This is a genomic window from Mycolicibacterium sarraceniae (assembly GCF_010731875.1).
Taxonomy (GTDB): domain Bacteria; phylum Actinomycetota; class Actinomycetes; order Mycobacteriales; family Mycobacteriaceae; genus Mycobacterium; species Mycobacterium sarraceniae.
This window is the reverse complement of record NZ_AP022595.1, coordinates 132,850-150,774: the sequence shown is the minus strand read 5'-3', so window position 1 is coordinate 150,774 and position 17,925 is coordinate 132,850. Positions and strand designations below refer to the sequence as shown.

Below are 17,925 nucleotides of genomic sequence, written 5' to 3'. Positions count from 1 at the left end.
GCAGCGTTACCGTCTTCGCGAGAGAGACTCGGTCCGAAGCCTCGTCACGACTATGTGCGAATGACTCGTTCCGCCAGGTCATTTTGGCTATGCTCCGCTTGGCAAGCAACGCCGCCTGAACGTCTATGAGTTCGGTTCGGAGCAGAGGACTGTGGCAAACATTGTCATCATTAATCCTCGGTTCGAGGCGTCCTACTGGGGCCTGGAACATGCACTCCGGTTGCTCGGCAAGAAGTGCAACGTCCCGACGGCCTGCCTTCCGCTGCTGGCCGCCCTGACCCCGGCCGAGCATCACGTCACGCTCGTCGATGAGAACGTCGAAGACATCGACTTCGAGAAGGTCGCCCGAGCCGACATCGTCGGGCTGACCGGCATGATCGTTCAGCGGCAGCGCATGCGCGAGATCCTCAACGAACTCAAGGCCCGGGGCGTCTTCGTCGTCGTCGGCGGCCCGTGGGTCAGCGTGCAGGAGGACTACTTCGACGGCCTCGCCGATGCGATCTTCGTCGGTGAAGCCGAGACCACCTGGCCGCAGTTCCTCGACGACTGGGCGCGCGGCCGGCACCAGTTCCGCTATGAGCAAGCTGACCGCACCGATATGACGACGGTTCCGGTACCCCGCTACGACCTGCTCAAGACCAAGAACTACGTCTTCGGGAGCATCCAGTTCAGCCGAGGTTGCCCGTTCCAGTGCGAGTTCTGCGACATCATCGTCACGTTCGGCCGCAAGCCCAGACTCAAGACGAGCGCACAGGTGATCGCCGAGTTGGAGGCAATGCGCAACGCGGGCCTGTCAATCGGCTTCATCGTCGATGACAACTTGATCGGAAACAAAGCCGCCGTGAAGGTGTTGCTGGCCGATGTCCACGCCTGGCAGGAGCGCGAGGGTTATCCCTTGCAATTCTTCACCGAGGCTTCGCTGAACCTCGCCGAAGATGACGAGCTGATGGAGTTGATGGTCGCGGCCAACATCACCGTGGTCTTCATCGGCATCGAAAGCCCGAACGAAGACTCGCTGAAAGAGGCCAAGAAGTACCAGAACGTGAAGAGAGGCAACACGATCGTCGATCGCGTCCGCAAGGTACAAGACTCGGGCCTGGAAGTGTGGTGCGGCATGATCGTCGGTTTCGACAACGACGACGCGCGAATCTTCAAGGAACAAGCTGAATTCATCAATCAGACCGACATTATGCACGCCATGGTTGGCATGCTCGCGGCCATCCCAAAGACACCGTTGCATGCGCGGTTGAAGAACGAGGGCCGCCTCGACCTCAACGACGACGAAAACACCTTCGGCACCAACGTGATTCCGCTCAACCTGAGCCGTGAGGAGTTGCGCGACGGCTACATCGGCCTGATGCGCGAGCTGTACGACCCCGATTCCTACTTCGATCGGCTCGAAAGCCTCTATCTCACACGCAAATTCGACTTCGGCCGGGCCCGCAACGCTTATCTGCGTGACCATCCGTGGCGACGGCGAAAGCAGCAATTACTCGACGGCGGACGGGCGCTGGGCCTGTTCCTGCTGTTGATGAAGAACGTTCCCGACGCGCATCTGCGCAAGGTTTATCGGCGCCGGATGATGACGATTCTCCGCAGCCGACCGGACCCTGGCGTCCTATTCGTCTCGGTGGTCAAATGCGCGACTCACTACCACCACTACACGATGTCTCGGGAGATGTCCGAGCGCCGAACGCTGGTGAACACCTTCTAGTCCTGCTCGCTGGCGTGGTCGGTCACCTTGTCCAGGAAGTCGACGGCGAGAACCCGGACCGGAACGTTGGTCTCCTGGCTCTGCACGCGGAGCACATCGAACGCCTCGTCGGCGTCGATGCCGCGCATGGCCATCAGCACACCCTTCGCCTGCTCGATCGGCGCCCGGGTCTGCAGCACCCGCTGGATCGACTCCGCGGTGTCCTGCGCGGACTTGAATCGGGCGAAGTCACTGATCGCCCGGGACACCGCGGTGGTCAGCAAATCGAGAATCTCGGCGTCGATGCTGTCGAACGCGTGTTGTTCCCGTCCGTACAGATTGAACGACCCCAGCGTTTGATCGTCCGTAAACAGGGGTGCGGCCAGGAAGCTGACGATGCCCTCGGTTCGAGCGCCGGCGGCGAACAGCGGCCAGCGCGCCACGGCCTCGTCGGAGTCCAGCAGCACGATGCTGCGGGTGCGGGCGGCATGCAGGCACGGGCCGTCCCCGGCCTGGTACTGCTCGCTGTCGATGCGCAGGGTGCGCTCGTCGGTGTGCACCGCGGTATAGGTCAGACCGCCGAGGTCGATCGTGATTCCCGTGCAGTCGGCGCCGTCGATGGCTTCCTGGGCGATGCCCGCGACGTGCTGCAACAAGGTCAGTAGGTCATTCTCGTCGGTGATGCTGCGGCCGGCGTCGACCAGCATCCGGCCCAGCGCTGCGGGCGAGAGGGTCTTGCGGATGGCGGCGTCGACGACGATCTCGGCCGCCTGTTCGGTCTCGGCCCCGTTCAGCACGTCGGTCGGGATGGAGTCTTCGACGCGCGGGTCGGTGATGTCGTCCATACCCCTGAGTGTCCCACTGCCAGTCCGTGTGGGGGGTACATGCGACGTCAGGGCAGCACAGTGTGCATGAGCATCACGTTGTAGGCCGACCATAGCGAGAGGTTGTAGTACAGCTCCCGGCCGGTCGACCAGGGATGCAGGAACGGCGCGTAGATGCCGCCGGGGATCTGCGTCGAGGACACCAGCATCTGTTCGGGGCCCCACGGACCCTGCGGAGCCGGCGCTGTCCGCATCACCACGTCGTTGTTGCCGTTGCAATACAGCACCAGGTACTGCTTGAGGTAATTGTTGAACTGAGCCGACATCTCGCCAACTGGACCCGGGATGACCGGCGTCGCGGCGGCCGGACTGCCGGCCACCCAGGAGTTGCTATCGGCGTTCCAGTATTCGTACTTGGTCAGATCCGGGATGAGTCCGGGGGACACCCGCGCGACATATGCCGAGCCGCCCCGCCCGTTCGGGGTGCCGAAGGAGTAGATGTAGGGATCTCCCGGCCCTGGCTTGAGGAAGGCACCCATTTGGAATTTCTCGTTGCCGTTGGCCGGTTGGCGAACGGTGCCGGGGTAGACGCCCCACGTCTCGCCGTTGTCGGTGGATGTCGCGATCGCCGAATAGTTCGTGGTCCAGGCGCCGTAGTTGTCCCAGCTCTTGATGGACATGAAGTTCATGAACTGGTTCGGCCCGACCGCGACGCCGGAGGTCGGAATGATGCCCGTCTCTTCCGGCGCGGCGTTGATGCTGTTGACGACCTGCTTGGCGATGCCGGCCCGCCACACCGGTGATCCGGAGTACTTGTTGCCGACGACGCCGTCGGGCACCGCGACGGTGTTCGCCAGCGAACCGTCGGTGCTGCGCATCAGCGTGTTGTAGCGCCACTGCTTACCGGGGATCCCGCAAAAGCCGTTGGTGTCGCCGAAGGCCATGAGCACCTGGCGGTGACCGGGATCGCCGTTGTCCCACATGATTCCGAGGTCGGTGCCGGTGATGGCGAATTTCTGAATCGTCTGGTTGGGGCTGTCCGGTCCGGTGACCCAGCCGACGACCGAGGTGCCCGGCGGTGTGGTTGACGGCGCAGCCGCGGCCGGGGCGGGGGAAGGCTGGGCGGGCGCGGGTTTCGGCACCGGCGCGACGGCGGCCTGTTTCTGCACCTGGGCTGCGTTGGGTATCAAGGCGTTGATCAGGAGCTTGCCGAGCGCCGGCAGCGGGGCTGCGTCGTTGGCGCCGACGGGCTTGTGCCCGATGGGACGGTCGAAGGGGGCGATCGCTGACGGGTTCGGAATCTGGAATGCCTGGTTCGCGGCGGGTTGTGCTGCGGCAGAAGCACCCTCGCACGGATCCGCGTTGGCCGGCGGGGCGGTGACTCCGGTGGCCGCGCACATACTCACGACAAGCGCCGACGCCAGTGACAGCGAGGGAATGCGGGAGCGCGGCGGCACGACACACCTTTCGGAGGTGGGACGTCGCTGTGACGTCTAGTAACCAATGTGACGATAGGGATTTGTGCGCTTGTTGTGACCGGCCCGGTCCCGATAGGTATGTATCCGTGATCGTGTCGCAACCTGGGAGGGGCCAGTTGGGCTACTGTGCCCATGACACCGGAGGGGGAACGATGAGGCGTGGTTTGTGTGTGGCGGCGGCCCTGGCAATGGCAGTCGGCCTGACCGGCACGGCCTGTAGTGGTTCTGACTCCGGCAAGTCGTCCGCGAGCTCGGCGTCGACGTCGGCAAGCGCTGCCCCGGTCGCGGCCGACAAGCTCCCCGGCCTGGTGCCGACGCCAGCGAACACCAAGGACACCAAAGGTCCGGATAGCATCGCCGACAACGGAATTCACCTGCACTTCGAGGTCGGCACGGCGCCCACCGACGCGATGGCCGGCTTCAAGGCGGCGCTGACGGATATGGGCTGGGCAATGACCACCATCGTCACCTCGGGTGGCCCCGGGGGTGGCGGTGCCACCTACACCGGAACCAATGGCGCGGCCTACGGCGTGTTCGACGGCGGCGGCTTCAACACCACGACTTTCATCAACGTCTGTGTGTGGCCGACCAAGCCCGCGGACCCCAACTGCACGCGTAGTTAAGCGGGCCAATCGCCTCGTTGCCGCAATAAGGATTTGTGATGCGCCGTGTGATCCCGCTTGTCGCTGCTCTCCTGCTCTTGTTCACCTTTCCTGCCGCGCAGGCACCCGCCAGCCCTGATCCGCCCGAGGCGTTGATGTTCGGTGGGTTACACCGCACGTACCTGCTGCATGTCCCTGCGGGGCTGGAGCATCCGAACGCGCTCGTGCTGAACCTGCATGGCGGGAGCCAGACCGGGCGCAAACAAGCCGCGGAAACCAACTACGACGCCGTCGCTGACCAATACGGCTGGGTCGTCGCGTATCCCGATGGCATCGACCTCAGCTGGGCCGATGGGCGTGGTGCGTCGACCCCCGACCAGCGGGGCGTAGACGATGTCGGCTTCCTCTCGACGCTGATCGGTCGGCTCACCCGGCAATTTGGCATCCCACCTGGCCGGGTCTTCGTCACGGGCATGTCGGCGGGCGGATTCATGGCGACCCGGCTGGCCTGCGCTCGGCCGGACCTCGTCGCCGCGATCGTTCCGGTGGCGAGCACGCTGGGTGTCGACGTGCACTGCAATCCGTCGAAACCCGTTTCGGTGCTTGCGATTCACGGCACCGCCGATCGTGTCGTGCCCTACACCGGCGGCCGGATGGTCGGTCGCGGCGGAGCAAGCACTGTGGTGGCGGCGCAGACGATGGCGGATCGGTGGCTTGCCTTCGACCGCTGCCCGCCCGCGGTGCTGGCACCGGTCGCCGGCGGCGAACGTCTGTCTACCGCAGGGTGCGCAGACGGCACCGAGGTCGCCTTTGTCACCATCGACGGGTGGGGCCACACCTGGCCGACTGGGCCCGCGGCTGGTTTCGATGCCTCGCAGGCCAGCGCGCAGTTCTTCGCCGCCCACGGGCGCTGAACTAGATCAGGTCTGCGGCTTGCAGTATTTGTTCGGGGGTGCGGGCACCGATGACCATCATGGTGACGACGTCGCAGTAGCCCAACGCCTTGACCTTGGCGTCGATCGCGTCACGACGCTGCTGGGTCGGTGTGGGCCGGCATCCTCGGCGGCGCGCCACTTATAGAAACCCGAACGCGATACTGACCAATCCCGGCGCGTCGGTGGGTACCAGGAACAGCGACAGCTGCTCGGGTGCCGACCGGGTGACCACGATCAACGCGCGGGCCTCGTCGACACCGGAGATGTAGTACTTGGTGCCGTTCAGCAGGTAGTCTTCACCGTCGCGTACCGCAGTGATGCTGATCTGGCGGGTATTGGATCCTGCGTTCGGCTCGGTGATCGCGAAGACGACTTTGGTCTCGCCGGATGCCATCCGCGGCAACCATTCTCGACGTTGTTGCTCGCTTCCATAACGGCTCAACAGCTCGCCCGAGATCGCGCTGGAGACCAGCAACAGCAGTAGTGGACAACCGTGAGCGGCCGTCTCCTCGCACACGATCGTAAGCTCTGCCATCCCCGCTCCGCCGCCCCGTATTGCTCGGGGAAGTTGATGCCGATGAATCCGTGCGCGCCCAGCTCCTGCCACAACTCGGTGGTCGGCTCTCCGGTGGCGGCCCGCTCGGCGAAATAGGCGGAGCCGTAACGTTGGGTGACCGCGGCGACCGCCACGCGGAGGTCCTGATGTTCTTCCGGCTCGGTGAAATCCATCAACCCAGCAACCTGTCAGGGATATCGGTGTGCATGGAACGCAGGTATTCTCCGAGCGCCTTGGCTTGCGGATCGGGCCGCGTACACGACGCCACGCCATCACCGAGGAACCCGGTGACGACGAAGTTGAGTGCCTTCAGGTTGCCGAATTCGTAGCGCTGGATCGGCAGATCGCCGCCATCGCCGACGAGTTCGCGGAATCGGTCAGCTGTCGGGTGATTCCGCAGCCACACCCAGCGTTCATCGGTGTCAGTCCATACCCCGAGCTTGGCATTGCCCCCCTTGTCACCGGACCGGGCGGCCACGACGGTTCCCAGCGGCCGCCGGGTTGTGGGTCCCGCGTCGATGACCGGATCGGCGTAAGTCGGCTGCGGGATCGCTGCCGTCGGTTCGGTGGCGGACGTGCTGTGCGGGTTGGCTTCCCGCGACCCGTCGGCGTGAACGACAACATGCTCAACGAAATGGCTCGGCACCAGCGTTGGCCAGTAGACGCCGGACTCATTCGCCGAGGACGGAGGCGTCGTGCTGTGGAATCCCGGATATCCGGCCACATCGAGTTCGACAACCGCGTTGAAGAACCCGCGATCGACTGCGGCTCTATCGCGGTCCTCGACCGTGACTGTCAGGTGCGCAGTCGCCTCCGGCATCGATGTCGGATCGGGCGTGTCGTAGCGGAGGAGATGGACGTCCACCTCGCCGTTCTGATCGCGCCCACCGAGCAGTGCGAAGAGCCCATCGACCGCCCAAGCGGCTTTCTCTTCGATGTCCAGTCCTGTCAGCATGCGATAGCCGCCGACATAACTCATGGCCGCCTTGAGGGTCGACGGCGGCGGTGACCCCTTGGTTCCGCTGATCCGGACGCGGTCTGGGCCCTCCTGGGTGACTGCCAGGGTGTCGAAGTGCGCCACCACATCCGGGTTTAGGTAGCGCGGGGAGCCGACCTCGTAGAGGAGCTGCGCGATGACAGTGCCGGACGAGACCAGTCCTCCCGTGTTGGCGGGCTTGGTGATGACGAAGCTGCCGTCGCAGGCCAGTTCGGCGATGGGTGAGCCTGGGTAGCGTCGATCGCGGATCTCATGCAGCTGTGCGTAATTCCCGCCGGTGGCCTGCGGGCCGCACTCGATGATGTGACCGGCAGCCACAGCGCCGGCCAACGCGTCGTGGTCCCTGCGAGCCCAGCCGTGCCAACAGGATCCGACACAGACAACCAGGGCGGCGTCGGTCACTCGGCCAGTGACCACGATGTCGGCACCGGACGACAAGGCCGCAGCGATGCCCCAACCACCCAGATACGCATTCGCCGAAACCGGCTGCACATCAGCGTCTTGGAGACTTCGTCCGGTATCGAGATGCGCGAATGGCACGCCCGCCCGGCGCAGCTCTGCCAACTGAGGCATGAGTCCGCGGGCATTGACCACGATCTTGATGCCACGCTCAGCGCATGCCACGGCGACCTGTTCGAACTGCGTCAGAAAGGTTCGTGCATAGCCGGTCACCGGAGGACGCCGAGGCGTTCCCGATGCGGACGGGTCTGCTCATCGGGATATCCCGCGCCGGCTCGGCGCTCCCGCGAATGCCTGGGCGATGTCGAGCCAGTCGCGTGCTACCTGACCTTCAACGACCAGCGCGGTCTCGGTCCAGTGCCGTCGCTGGGTGACGGTCAGGACGAAATCCTCAGCCGCGCCAGTGATGTGATTGGCGGTGCCGGTCGGTCCCCACGTCCAGGTGTCGCCCTGCGGCGAGTGAAGGGCGACGTGGACCGGCTCGTCGGGCACGGGCAACCCGTTCAGGGCATGCGCGAACCCGAACGTCGCCACACCCAAGTGCGCGATACTGCGCAAGCCGGGACTGGGCGGATGCGCGACACTGACGGCGTCGTAGATGTGGTGGCCGTGCGCCCACGTCTCCATCAGGCGGGCCGTCGCCGACGACGCGACGCTCATGTCGGGGCCGAACCAGGGTGTCCGGCGTCGAGGGTCATCTGCGGTGAGTGTGGTTATCAGAGTGAACCGTTCATCGACGAACCACCGCAACAGCTCCGCGGGGGGCATGTTGCGGTATTCGGCGGCGATGCGGTCAGGCAAGTCCATCCCGTCGGCCATGAGGCGCTCGGCTTGAGTCCGAAATTTCTCGGGATCGGTCAAGGCAAGCAGGGTGGTCTGGTCGAAGAAGGCCAGATGCGAGACCTGATCGTGGATGGTCCACCCCGGTGCCGGTGTGGCGTCGGCCCACTGGTCGGCTGCCAGTTCTCGCAGGCACGCGATGAGGTCCTGAGATTCCTGGTGCAAGTCGTCCAGCAGGCCCGGATAGTCGAGGCTCATACCGTCTCGTCTGCGCTGACCACGGCAAGTACCTGACCAGATTCCACCTGATCTCCGGCGGCCACCGAGATGGCGGCGATTACCCCGTCGGCCGGGGCGCGCACGGTGTGCTCCATCTTCATCGCCTCGAGCACGACCACCGGTGTGCCCGCTTGCACACGGCTGCCCTGGATGACTTCGATGCGCACTACCGCGCCCGGCATCGGCGCCACCAGTGAGCCGGCCTCGGCCACCGTTGACGGGTCGGGAAACACCGTCCAGCTCGGCGTCGGATCGCTGGGCGCGGTCAGCTCGACCCGGACCAGAATGTCGGTCGGGTTGGACATCACCGGTTTCGGGATCTCCACGACCTCGACGTGACGCGGCGCGCGCAGAACGGCGGCCCGCATGGTCTCAGGCACTCGCGTCGTCCTTCGTGGCGATCTTCTCGCGATACATCGGAAACAACGGTTTCGCCAGGGGCACCAGCTTGAGGATCTTGTTGACCGGACCCTTGGCCTTCACCTGTCCCTTAGCCAAGCCGACGGCGAGGTTGTACTCACCGCGCCAGAATTGGTCTGCGGTATCGCCGCGCATCAACAGCGTGATGTCGGGCTTGGTGTGGTTGGGGCCGGTGATGACTTGGTAGTCATCGTGAAAGCACATCGTCATCTCGAAGTCGGGATCGGTGTAGATGACCCGCAGGACGATGTTGGCTGCTTTGAGTTTTGGACCGGATTCCGGGTGGTCACCCGCTTCGCGAAACACCCCGCCGATGTACTTGTCGAGTTCGTCGGCGTCCTTGAAAAAACCCATGGCGATCGGTGCTCCCGGCTTGACGGTGAGATCCACCACCATGCAAACACCGCGGAGCGGAATCGATCAGACCCCGCCGGGATGTATCGCTACCCCCGAAGGGATAGACAGCAACCCATCGCAATCAGCGGGGCTGGCCCCCGGCAGCCGGACCACCTGAACGAAGAACTCATCGATTTGGCGCACTGCGCTCATGAACTGATCGAGGTCGACAGGCTTGGTTACGTAGGCGTTGGCGTGCAGCTTGTAGCTGCGCGGGACGTCGATCGCGCGAACGTTATCGGTCACGAAGCGGTTCCTTCCGATTGCGGTTCGGTGCCGCATTCGGTCGTTACCGCGAAGTCCGGCGAAGGCGAAGGCGCGCCAGGCAATTCGTAGCGCGGCGCCCAGCGCCGCTTCGTCGGGGCCGTGACCGGCGACGCCGCCGACCATGACGTGCACGGTGCCGTCCGGCGTCGGTACCATGTCGTTAGAAGTCACCGCCGAGCAGCGCGTTCTCGCGGCTGGGCCGGTACTGCGTCACGATATCGACGCCGGGGTTCTCGTCGAGCAGCGGTAACGGCAGTAGTGCTCGCTCCAGCCGAGCGTTCTCCTGAGCGCGCACCTGGCTAGTGTGCAGGTCGACGGAGATCAGCTCCGTCCGCTTGCGTTCGATGGCGTAAAGCACTGAGCGGTGCAATGTCTCGGGTTCTACGTGCCCTCTGACGTGGTAGTCCTGAGCGCCGGAGGCCATCGCGTAGATGCCGAAGTGTTCGTCGTTTAGCCGAAGTGTTCGTCGTTTAGCCCCGTGAACACCACGATCGGCAGGGTGGCATCGAGTTTGGTGACGCGGTCGACCGCCGAAATACCATTCGTATGCGGCAGATTGAGATCAAGGAGCACGCAATCGGGCCGGTGATGCGTCAACTTCTCGGCGGCAATCGCCATCGATGCCGCCCATTCGACGCTGATGCCGGTGCCGGCGTCGTCGATCAACTCTTCGACCGGGATGGCGTCGGCTTGGTCGTCTTCGATCAGCAGCAACGAAATCGGTCGGTTGCCGGCTCCGGCAAAACCGACGCGGTTGAGTCGCCGTGGGTCATGAGGTGCGCGCATAGGCTCGTGGCCAAGCAAGCCGCCAGCCTGGATAAGCTCAGCGGCGGTCGATTCTCGCTAGGCATCCGGATCGGTTGGTCGCGTGAGGGATCACCGCGTACCACTCTGTGCATCTCCATGTGTTTACAGGTCGGCTGCGGCCGGGCACCCGCGATACCCAGTCGGTAGGGTTTGTAAGCTGTCTAAGCAATGGACGCCGCTGACCGGGTCGGCGCGCCGGTGATGAGCCGCCGCGACGCCGGTGGCGATTCCGATCGTTGTGGTGGCGACCGCCTGGATGACCGCGGCGTCATGCCGTTCGAGCGGCGAGCTGCTGGTACCGCCGACGATGTCGCTGAGCAGGTGACGACCTTACGCCAGTTGTGCCGGGAAGCGGGACGTGATCGAGCCGGACTGCATAGGGCAGTCGCACTGCGCCAACCGAATCCGGCGGGCGCCGGGCGTCTGGCACAATTGGGCGTCGACGAACTGGTTCTGGTTGCGTCGCCGCCGGATGACCCGGCGCACGCTGGTGACTGGGTGGCCGAACTCGCAGCGGATTGGCAGTAGGTGGACGCGGTGGCGCACTGGATGGCGGTCGCGGTGGCAGCGTGGTTCGTCTGGCTGGGCATGGTGCTGGCCATCTCATTTCTCGAAGCGCCGCTAAAGTTCCGTGCCCCCGGGATCACCATCCCGCTCGGGTTGGGTATCGGCCGGCTGGTCTTTCGGGCGCTCAACATCTGCGAAGCCGTGCTGGCGACGGTCATCGTGATCGCCTTCGTGGTCGGCGCGCCCGGTGTCGGTGCCATCGCCGCTGTCGTGGTGGCCATCGCTGCGTTGCTGATCCAGGTGATCGCCGTGCGTCCGGCCCTGATGCGTCGCACAGATGCGGTTCTGGCCGACGCCAGCCAGGCCGAGGCCGGGCGATCACACGCGCACTACGCCTACGTCGTCTTCGAAGTCGTCAAGGTGTCGGCGCTACTCACGGGTGGCGCACTGCTGCTTAACTTTTGAACACTGCAGGAAGTAAATGGAATCGGTATCGCTGTCTGCACTCGCCGACGAAGGGCTGGCCGCGGCCCGCTCGTCGAACAGTGGGCGCGCCGCGCCGGCCACGATCATCAGCTACGCCAGACGCTGATGAATCCTGGGAGGGTCGCGAGGGCGATCTGCTGGTCGTCCCGAAGGAACGGCACGGCCTGCATGCGGTCGAGGACTCGGTGGTCTTGCTGACGGTCCTGGCCGACAGCTGATCACTCAGTACAGGTAGTCAGCCAGGTCGGTCGCGCCCCGGCGCACATCGCCGTCGAGTATCAACTGGGCGGGCACCATCTCGGAGGTCACCAGACCATGGCGGCCGGTGACCTCGTCGACGATGTCGAAGGCCCGCGCGATGACCTCGGGGGTGTCGATGACGATGGTGGTCACCGGCACCTGGCGGCCGTATTGAATCAGCTTGTCGCCGTGAGGTTTGTGGTCACCGTGGAAGCCCCAGATACCGCGCAGCACCGTGGCGCCGCCGACGATCTCCGACTCCCACAGCCGCCGCACCAGCACTCGGTGGATCGGCGCCCCATCGTGGTGGGTCGACTCGTCGGTGTGGACGGTGAGCTTCTGGCGCAATTCCCGGCCATGAGCATCCACCGCGGGCAGCGCTGGTGGACGGGTCAGCAGCTGGCCGTCGCGCTTGCACACCTGGACACGCTCCACCGTCACCAGCGGCTCGTTCATCAGGGCTTCGAGTTCGGGTAGCGCGCGTTGCGCCTGTGCGGCACTGCCGACGGCGATGATCATGATTGGTACATCGGTATTGCTGCCGAAGAACCGGGCACGGCGGCGCCTACCGTCTGCGGTGCCGTCCACGCCGAGGTACACCGTCGCTCCCGCGAAGTGGTGGCGGTGCAGGAGATCGCACACCGCGTAGAAGGCCGCTGCGCCGTTGATCCGGCGTCGGCGGCCCACGTAGACGGTGAGTTTGACCGCATCGTCATCCTCGGGCAGCTCACCGCTGTACAGCCGGGCCCGCTCCAGGGTGATCAGGCCGCGGTTGGTGCTGCCGACGACGTCGTCGATCAGCCCGCTGATTTTCGCTTCGGTGTCGACGGCGGCGATCGCGACCGGCAGATCCTCCGACAACGTCAGCGACTCGTCGCTGCGGACGATGCGCCGCGGGCCGAAGCTGGCGATACCGCGCAGCATCACGCTGTTGGCCACCCCGCGTTCGGCGTAGAGATCGAGCATGGCGTCGGCCAGCAGGCGGGAACCGGCGCGCTGACGGTCGCTGAAGAAGGTGGTCAGCTTGAGGTAGTTGTCGCTCACAGCAGGCTCGCAATCCATTGGCCGAGCATCGCCGCGGCGACGCCCAGGGCGACGCTGACGACGAGATTGGCGACCGCGGGCCAGATCTGGCGTTCCTCGGTCAGCCGCTGGGTTTCCAGCATCCAGGTCGAGAACGTGGTGTAGGCCCCGACGAAGGCGGTGCCGGCCAGCAGGGCGGCGTGGTGGCTCAGCGTCAGCCCGCTGACGAACCCGAGCAGCACCGCGCCACTGATGTTGACGGCCAGGGTCCCGAACGGGAACGACCGCGCCGCCCGGCGGGCCACCGCTCGATCGACCAGGAGACGGGCCACCGCCCCAAGCCCACCTATGACCATCACCCCGGCCCACAGCGCGAGGGTCACGCACGGATCCTGACGCGACGCACCAGCGCGGTCGCCACATACACCGCCAGCAGACCGGCGACGATGCTGACCACGGTGTAGCTCGCCGCCAGCCCGTAATGGTGGTGCTCGATCATCTTCAACGTCTCGACCTGCATGGTGGAGAACGTCGTCAGCCCGCCGCACAACCCGGTACCCAACAGCGGGCGGCGGTAGCTCGACAGTGGCAGTCGTTCGAGCAGTCGGGTGGTGAAGTAGCCCAGCAGGAACGCACCCACGATGTTGACGCCGAAGGTCGCCCACGGCCAGCGTGCCGGGTCATCGGCGAACGCCGTGGCCAGGATCGCGCGGGCCAGGGTCCCGACCGCACCGCCGACGAATACGGCCGCCAGCTCTCGGTTGTCATGGCCGAACAAGGTCAACCCCCTTAACCGTGGATGAATCCGCGAGCAAGTATCACCCTCGGGAGGGCAGAATTGGTGCCATGGCGGCTAACCCCCGCGCCGGTCAGCCGGCGCTCCCCGAAGACCTCGTCGATCTGCCCCATCTGGTCACCGCGTATTACACGGTCACCCCCGACCCCGACAACATCGACCAGCAGGTCGTGTTCGGTACGTCGGGGCATCGCGGCTCCAGTCTGGACGGGGCGTTCAACGAGGCGCACATCCTGGCCACCACTCAGGCGATTGTGGAGTACCGAGCTGCGCAGGGCACCACCGGGCCACTGTTCATCGGCCGTGACACCCACGGGCTGTCCGAGCCGGCATGGGTGTCGGCGCTAGAGGTATTGGCCGCCAATGACGTTGTGGCGATAGTTGATTCCCCTGACCGCTACACTCCGACGCCGGCGGTCAGCCACGCGATCCTGGCCTTCAACCGAGGGCTGAGCGCCGGTCTGGCCGACGGTATCGTCGTCACCCCGTCGCACAACCCGCCACGTGACGGCGGCTTCAAGTACAACCCGCCCAACGGCGGGCCGGCCGACACCGATGCCACCGGCGCGATTGCCAAGCGCGCCAACGAGATTCTGCGTGACGGCCTCCAGGGCGTGAAGCGGGTGCCGTTGGCACGCGCACTGAAGAGCGTCCAGCGCCACGACTACCTTGACTCCTACATCTCGGATCTGCCCAACGTCGTCGACATCCACGCCATCCGGGCCCAGAAGATCCGCATCGGTGCCGATCCGCTGGGCGGGGCCAGCGTCGACTACTGGGGTGCGATCGCCGAGCGGCATGACCTCGACCTCACCGTGGTCAACCCGCTGGTAGATGCGACCTGGCGATTTATGACGCTGGACACCGACGGCAAGATCCGGATGGACTGCAGCTCGCCCAACGCGATGGCCTCACTGATCGCCAACCGCGACTCGTATCAGATCGCCACCGGTAACGACGCCGACTCCGACCGACACGGCATCGTCACCCCCGACGCCGGGCTGATGAACCCGAACCACTATCTGGCCGTGGCGATCGACTACCTGTACTCGCATCGACCGGACTGGCCAGCCAGTGTGGCGGTCGGCAAGACGGCCGTCAGCTCGTCGATCATCGATCGGGTGGTAGCGGGCCTGGGCCGCGAGCTCATCGAGGTGCCGGTCGGCTTCAAATGGTTCGTCGGCGGGTTAATCAGCGGCACAATCGGTTTCGGCGGCGAAGAGTCGGCCGGTGCATCGTTCCTGCGCCGCGACGGGTCGGTCTGGACCACCGACAAGGACGGGATCATCATGGCCCTGCTGGCCTCCGAGATCCTTGCCGTCACCGGATTGTCGCCCTCGCAGCGCTACGCCGAGCTGGCGGCCACGTACGGGGCGCCGACCTATGCCCGGGTCGACGCCCCGGCTAACCGGGAGCAGAAGGCGCGGCTGGCCAAGCTATCGCCGGAGCAGGTCACCGCGACCGAGTTGGCGGGCGAGCCGATCACCGCGAAGCTGACCACCGCACCGGGCAACGGCGCTCCGCTGGGTGGGCTCAAAGTGACCACCGCCGACGGCTGGTTTGCGGCGCGGCCGTCGGGCACCGAGGACGTCTACAAGATCTACGCCGAGTCGTTCAAGGGCCCCGAGCATCTGGCGGAGGTGCAGAAAGCCGCCCGTGAGGTGGTGAACTCAGTCATCTCGTGAGCTCGCGTGTCGCCGAGTCGATCGAGATTCGGTACCGGTCTTAGGTGTTTCGTTGTGCTTGGTGGCGCGAGATGTCGATCCGCCACGATGAGTCGCGACGCCGGAGTGACGCTTTCCGGTGCCTGCGCGCAACAGGGCCTGCCGTGACGCTGTAGGTGCCGACGAAGACTGACGGTTACCTCCGGTGGCGGCCGCCGCTCCGGAAACGCCCGTGAACGGGTATCGGATAGCTCGCACCGAGTCCTGCGAAATCGATTCCAGATAACGTGCAACGGTGTCGATCGGGTTGCGCGGGCCCCAGCCAACGAATGACGAGGCAAACCAGTACGACGGCGCAAGCACTGGCGCGCCGACGATGTCGACCGCCACTATCGCCCACAGCTCCACGAAGGTGATGGTCTTCACCAGAGCCACCAGCACCTGACCTGCGGGGGTAACCGCACTCGCCGCTGGTGACGATGGAGAAGCCGCCGCCAAGGTCACATCGCGGACGTGTACGGCGTGAACGACCTCAGCACGGGGTGTCACAACCGCAGGGGCTGACACCACACCCGCAACCAGAGCGGCGGAAACCCAAGAGCGCAAACGGATTGACGAGCGGCTATCCACCTGGACGCGGACGTCATCAAGATTTTCTCAGGTTTCAGACGGCATTCCTCGCAAACGTCTCATCCGGGCTCGTGACCAGATCGGGTTGCGTCCGTTCACGAACCGGCAACAAGACCGAGGAGACCCGCCACGGCAAGGGGGGATGAGCCGTGGCGGGTCTCCTCTGGTGAACGATCGTTCGACGGCTCCTGTTCCCGGGCGCGTAAACCACACTTCAACTGCGGCCTGCCTGCCGTGCTGTGTCGAGCCCGAAGAGCAGGTCGACGAATAGTGGATGGCGCGGCCTCAATACAGTCATCTCGTGAGTTCCGTCGCGGAGGGTGAGTGTCCCTCGGAAGCCGAGGCAAAGCTCCCGCGCGAGGTCTGGGTTCTGATCGCCGCCAACGCGGTCATCGCGTTGGGTTACGGCGTAGTGGCGCCTGTGCTGCCGCAGTTCGCCCGCAACTTCGGCGTGAGCATCAGTGCAGCGACGTTCGTGATCACCGCCTTCGCGGTGATGCGGCTGTGCTTCGCGCCGGCGTCGGGGATGTTGGTGCAGCGGCTGGGGGAGCGGCGCATCTACGTCAGCGGCCTAATCATCGTCGCGCTGTCGACTGGGGCATGCGCCTTCGCTCATACCTATTGGCAGCTGTTGGTATTCCGGGCGTTGGGTGGAATCGGCTCGACGATGTTCTTCGTCTCCGCGTTGGGACTGATGATCCGCATCAGCCCGCACGACGCCCGTGGTCGGGTCGCAGGCATGTTCTCGAGCGCGTTTCTGGTCGGCTCGGTGGCCGGCCCGCTGATGGGCAGCCTGACCGCGGGCCTGGGCCTGGCTGCGCCGTTCCTTATCTATGGCTCGGCGCTGCTGATCGCGGCGGCGGTGGTGTTCATCTTCCTGCGGCATTCCCACCTGGCGGCACCCGCCCCGGCTGATGAGCTGACCGTCACGCTGAAGGTGGCGCTGCGCCATCGCGCCTACCGGGCGGCACTGCTGTCCAACTTCGCTACCGGCTGGTCGGCGTTCGGGCTGCGGGTCGCCCTGGTGCCGCTGTTCATCACCGAGGCGTTGCACCGCGGGCCCGGCGTCGCGGGTGCGGCGCTGGCGACGTTCGCGGCCGGCAACGTCGCCGCGGTGATCCCGTCGGGGCGGCTGTCGGACCGGACCGGCCGGCGGCCGCTGCTGATCGTCGGCCTGGCGGCGTCGGGCCTGACGACCGCAGTGGTCGGGGCGGCGACGTCGCTGCCGGTGTTCTTGGTGGGTGCGTTCATCGCCGGCGCGGGCACTGGGGTCTTCACCGCGCCGCAGCAGGCCGCGGTGGCCGACATCATCGGCAGGGCGCGCGGCGGGACGGCGGTGGCGACGTTCCAGATGATGTCGGACCTGGGCTCGATCGTGGGATCGCTCGGGGTCGGGGAGATCGCCCAGCACTTCTCGTTCGAAGCGGCGTTCGCGATCAGCGGCGCGATCCTGGCGCTGGCCTCGATCGGGTGGCTGCTGGCGCCCGAAACGCGAGATGCTCCGCCGCTGGAGCACACCCCGGCGCGGCCGCTGGGCCCGGAGGCCGCTGGCGAGCTGCCCTGACCAGCGATTTTGAAGCGCGCCCACCGGTGGTGTAACTTCGGTGGGCACACTTGGGGCTATGGCGCAGTTGGTAGCGCACCACACTGGCAGTGTGGGGGTCAGGGGTTCGAATCCCCTTAGCTCCACAGAGAAAAACCCGAGACCACATGGTCTCGGGTTTTTTGCTGGGTGGGAGCCGGTGGAGCGGTTTGACGACAGTCTTGACGACAGTTTGTTCGGCGATGCTTCGATTCCCTGTTCGACGACGCCCATCAAAGTCTCCATCTAGCGGTACGTTTCCGCCGAGTTGATCGAAGCGGGAAGGGGGCCTGGGTTGAGTCAATCTCAAACGGAGTTGTCGTCAGCTGAGGCCGGCGTCGTCGTCACTGCGATTACGACTTCCTTCGATCGGGGCGAGCTGGATCTCAGCGAGCGAGCCAATGCGCCTGTCCCGGGATGGGCGAGCATGCCGGAAGTGGCCGTCGCAGCTGCCCTGCGTGACGCGGGCATCTCTCAACCGGAACTGCGATCCTTCATCACGTT

19 protein-coding genes, 1 tRNA gene and 4 pseudogenes are annotated in these 17,925 nt (G+C 65.4%); 10 read left to right on the top strand and 14 right to left on the bottom strand.

The window, feature by feature from the left end; all coding sequences use genetic code 11:
• Positions 1–151: 151 nt before the first annotated feature.
• Entirely contained in the window at positions 152–1,714 is a 1,563-nt protein-coding gene (locus G6N13_RS00835) for a B12-binding domain-containing radical SAM protein (RefSeq protein ID WP_163694414.1), read from the top strand.
• On the opposite strand, the gene G6N13_RS00830 is transcribed toward G6N13_RS00835, so the two are convergent.
• Together G6N13_RS00830 and G6N13_RS00825 are read right to left on the bottom strand one after the other, a co-directional pair.
• Positions 1,711–2,538 carry a GAF and ANTAR domain-containing protein gene (locus G6N13_RS00830; protein ID WP_163694413.1) on the bottom strand — a complete coding sequence of 276 codons (828 nt, stop codon included), beginning with the start codon at positions 2,536–2,538 and terminating at the stop codon, positions 1,711–1,713. The genes G6N13_RS00835 and G6N13_RS00830 overlap by 4 nt on opposite strands.
• Positions 2,539–2,585: 47 nt before the next feature.
• Positions 2,586–3,974, bottom strand: a complete 1,389-nt coding sequence (locus G6N13_RS00825) for a glycoside hydrolase family 183 protein (RefSeq protein ID WP_163694412.1) — start codon at positions 3,972–3,974, stop codon at positions 2,586–2,588.
• A gap of 173 nt (positions 3,975–4,147) precedes the next feature.
• On the opposite strand from G6N13_RS00825, the gene G6N13_RS00820 reads away from it, so the two are divergent.
• Both G6N13_RS00820 and G6N13_RS00815 read left to right on the top strand, forming a co-directional pair.
• On the top strand, positions 4,148–4,618 hold the full coding sequence (locus G6N13_RS00820) for a hypothetical protein (protein WP_163694411.1): 471 nt from the start codon (positions 4,148–4,150) through the stop codon (positions 4,616–4,618).
• Between the two features lie 38 nt (positions 4,619–4,656).
• Positions 4,657–5,511 carry an extracellular catalytic domain type 1 short-chain-length polyhydroxyalkanoate depolymerase gene (locus tag G6N13_RS00815; protein ID WP_163694410.1) on the top strand — a complete coding sequence of 285 codons (855 nt, stop codon included), beginning with the start codon at positions 4,657–4,659 and terminating at the stop codon, positions 5,509–5,511.
• Between the two features lies 1 nt (position 5,512).
• On the opposite strand, the gene G6N13_RS00810 is transcribed toward G6N13_RS00815, so the two are convergent.
• The 9 genes and pseudogenes from G6N13_RS00810 to G6N13_RS00775 form a co-directional block, all read right to left on the bottom strand.
• Complete coding sequence (locus G6N13_RS00810) at positions 5,513–5,671, bottom strand: hypothetical protein (RefSeq protein WP_163694409.1); 159 nt, start codon at positions 5,669–5,671, stop codon at positions 5,513–5,515.
• A complete protein-coding gene (locus G6N13_RS24670; RefSeq protein ID WP_235678132.1) occupies positions 5,672–5,926 on the bottom strand; it encodes an acyl-CoA dehydrogenase family protein in 255 nt (84 codons plus the stop codon). It abuts the gene before it with no gap.
• Positions 5,927–5,971: 45 nt separating this feature from the next.
• Positions 5,972–6,261, bottom strand: a pseudogene (locus tag G6N13_RS24665) (acyl-CoA dehydrogenase family protein); the annotation flags it as partial.
• The gene (locus tag G6N13_RS00800) at positions 6,261–7,757 is read right to left on the bottom strand and encodes an acyclic terpene utilization AtuA family protein (protein WP_163694408.1); all 1,497 of its coding nucleotides are present in this window, start codon (positions 7,755–7,757) and stop codon (positions 6,261–6,263) included. The gene G6N13_RS00800 and the pseudogene G6N13_RS24665, both read right to left, overlap by 1 nt.
• A gap of 39 nt (positions 7,758–7,796) precedes the next feature.
• A complete protein-coding gene (locus G6N13_RS00795; RefSeq protein WP_163694407.1) occupies positions 7,797–8,582 on the bottom strand; it encodes a TIGR03084 family metal-binding protein in 786 nt (261 codons plus the stop codon).
• Positions 8,579–8,983, bottom strand: a complete 405-nt coding sequence (locus G6N13_RS25790) for an acyl-CoA carboxylase biotin carboxyl carrier protein subunit (RefSeq protein ID WP_322789289.1) — start codon at positions 8,981–8,983, stop codon at positions 8,579–8,581. Before G6N13_RS25790 ends, G6N13_RS00795 begins: the two co-directional genes overlap by 4 nt.
• Positions 8,976–9,377 carry an SCP2 sterol-binding domain-containing protein gene (locus G6N13_RS00785; RefSeq protein ID WP_163701487.1) on the bottom strand — a complete coding sequence of 134 codons (402 nt, stop codon included), beginning with the start codon at positions 9,375–9,377 and terminating at the stop codon, positions 8,976–8,978. The genes G6N13_RS25790 and G6N13_RS00785 overlap by 8 nt, the downstream gene beginning before the upstream one ends.
• A 135-nt stretch (positions 9,378–9,512) precedes the next feature.
• A pseudogene (locus tag G6N13_RS00780) lies at positions 9,513–9,641 on the bottom strand (response regulator); the annotation flags it as partial.
• Positions 9,642–9,695: 54 nt separating this feature from the next.
• Positions 9,696–10,472 (bottom strand): annotated as a pseudogene (locus tag G6N13_RS00775) (response regulator); the annotation flags it as partial.
• Positions 10,473–10,661: 189 nt separating this feature from the next.
• On the opposite strand from G6N13_RS00775, the gene G6N13_RS00765 reads away from it, so the two are divergent.
• The 3 genes and pseudogenes from G6N13_RS00765 to G6N13_RS00755 all read left to right on the top strand — a co-directional run bounded on the left by G6N13_RS00765 (position 10,662) and on the right by G6N13_RS00755 (position 11,704).
• Positions 10,662–11,021 (top strand): hypothetical protein, encoded by a 360-nt coding sequence (locus G6N13_RS00765; RefSeq protein WP_163694406.1) that lies wholly within the window; start codon positions 10,662–10,664, stop codon positions 11,019–11,021.
• A complete protein-coding gene (locus tag G6N13_RS00760; RefSeq protein WP_163694405.1) occupies positions 11,022–11,465 on the top strand; it encodes a hypothetical protein in 444 nt (147 codons plus the stop codon). It abuts the gene before it with no gap.
• 16 nt (positions 11,466–11,481) lie between these two features.
• Positions 11,482–11,704, top strand: a pseudogene (locus G6N13_RS00755) (hypothetical protein).
• 4 nt (positions 11,705–11,708) lie between these two features.
• Here G6N13_RS00755 and G6N13_RS00750 read toward each other — a convergent pair.
• Genes G6N13_RS00750 through crcB (G6N13_RS00740) form a run of 3 tightly spaced genes read right to left on the bottom strand, consistent with a single transcriptional unit; the run spans position 11,709 to position 13,527 of the window.
• Positions 11,709–12,770, bottom strand: a complete 1,062-nt coding sequence (locus G6N13_RS00750; RefSeq protein ID WP_163694404.1) for a putative PII-like signaling protein — start codon at positions 12,768–12,770, stop codon at positions 11,709–11,711.
• Complete coding sequence (crcB, locus tag G6N13_RS00745) at positions 12,767–13,105, bottom strand: fluoride efflux transporter CrcB (protein ID WP_235678131.1); 339 nt, start codon at positions 13,103–13,105, stop codon at positions 12,767–12,769. Before crcB (G6N13_RS00745) ends, G6N13_RS00750 begins: the two co-directional genes overlap by 4 nt.
• 23 nt (positions 13,106–13,128) lie before the next feature.
• Positions 13,129–13,527, bottom strand: a complete 399-nt coding sequence (crcB, locus tag G6N13_RS00740; protein WP_163701484.1) for a fluoride efflux transporter CrcB — start codon at positions 13,525–13,527, stop codon at positions 13,129–13,131.
• A gap of 68 nt (positions 13,528–13,595) precedes the next feature.
• Between crcB (G6N13_RS00740) and pgm the strand changes: the two genes are divergently transcribed.
• From pgm to G6N13_RS00720, 4 genes are all read left to right on the top strand, one after another.
• Positions 13,596–15,230: a phosphoglucomutase (alpha-D-glucose-1,6-bisphosphate-dependent) gene (gene pgm / locus G6N13_RS00735; RefSeq protein WP_163694402.1), complete on the top strand. Its 1,635-nt coding sequence runs from the start codon at positions 13,596–13,598 to the stop codon at positions 15,228–15,230.
• Positions 15,231–15,504: 274 nt separating this feature from the next.
• On the top strand, positions 15,505–15,654 hold the full coding sequence (locus G6N13_RS00730) for a hypothetical protein (protein WP_163694401.1): 150 nt from the start codon (positions 15,505–15,507) through the stop codon (positions 15,652–15,654).
• Between the two features lie 486 nt (positions 15,655–16,140).
• Positions 16,141–17,403: an MFS transporter gene (locus tag G6N13_RS00725; RefSeq protein WP_163694400.1), complete on the top strand. Its 1,263-nt coding sequence runs from the start codon at positions 16,141–16,143 to the stop codon at positions 17,401–17,403.
• Between the two features lie 52 nt (positions 17,404–17,455).
• Positions 17,456–17,528: transfer RNA gene (locus G6N13_RS00720), tRNA-Ala, on the top strand.
• Positions 17,529–17,925 lie beyond the last annotated feature (397 nt).

What these genes read in the sequence shown, in the direction of transcription:
- G6N13_RS00830 (WP_163694413.1), bottom strand. Translation starts at nt 2,538, where the DNA reads ATGGACGACATCACCGACCCGCGCGTCGAAGACTCCATCCCGACCGAC.
- crcB (WP_235678131.1), bottom strand. Translation starts at nt 13,105, where the DNA reads ATGGTCATAGGTGGGCTTGGGGCGGTGGCCCGTCTCCTGGTCGATCGA.
- G6N13_RS00795 (WP_163694407.1), bottom strand. Translation starts at nt 8,582, where the DNA reads ATGAGCCTCGACTATCCGGGCCTGCTGGACGACTTGCACCAGGAATCT.
- G6N13_RS00765 (WP_163694406.1), top strand. Translation starts at nt 10,662, where the DNA reads ATGGACGCCGCTGACCGGGTCGGCGCGCCGGTGATGAGCCGCCGCGAC.
- G6N13_RS24670 (WP_235678132.1), bottom strand. Translation starts at nt 5,926, where the DNA reads ATGGCATCCGGCGAGACCAAAGTCGTCTTCGCGATCACCGAGCCGAAC.
- G6N13_RS00815 (WP_163694410.1), top strand. Translation starts at nt 4,657, where the DNA reads ATGCGCCGTGTGATCCCGCTTGTCGCTGCTCTCCTGCTCTTGTTCACC.
- G6N13_RS00820 (WP_163694411.1), top strand. Translation starts at nt 4,148, where the DNA reads ATGAGGCGTGGTTTGTGTGTGGCGGCGGCCCTGGCAATGGCAGTCGGC.
- pgm (WP_163694402.1), top strand. Translation starts at nt 13,596, where the DNA reads ATGGCGGCTAACCCCCGCGCCGGTCAGCCGGCGCTCCCCGAAGACCTC.
- G6N13_RS00785 (WP_163701487.1), bottom strand. Translation starts at nt 9,377, where the DNA reads ATGGGTTTTTTCAAGGACGCCGACGAACTCGACAAGTACATCGGCGGG.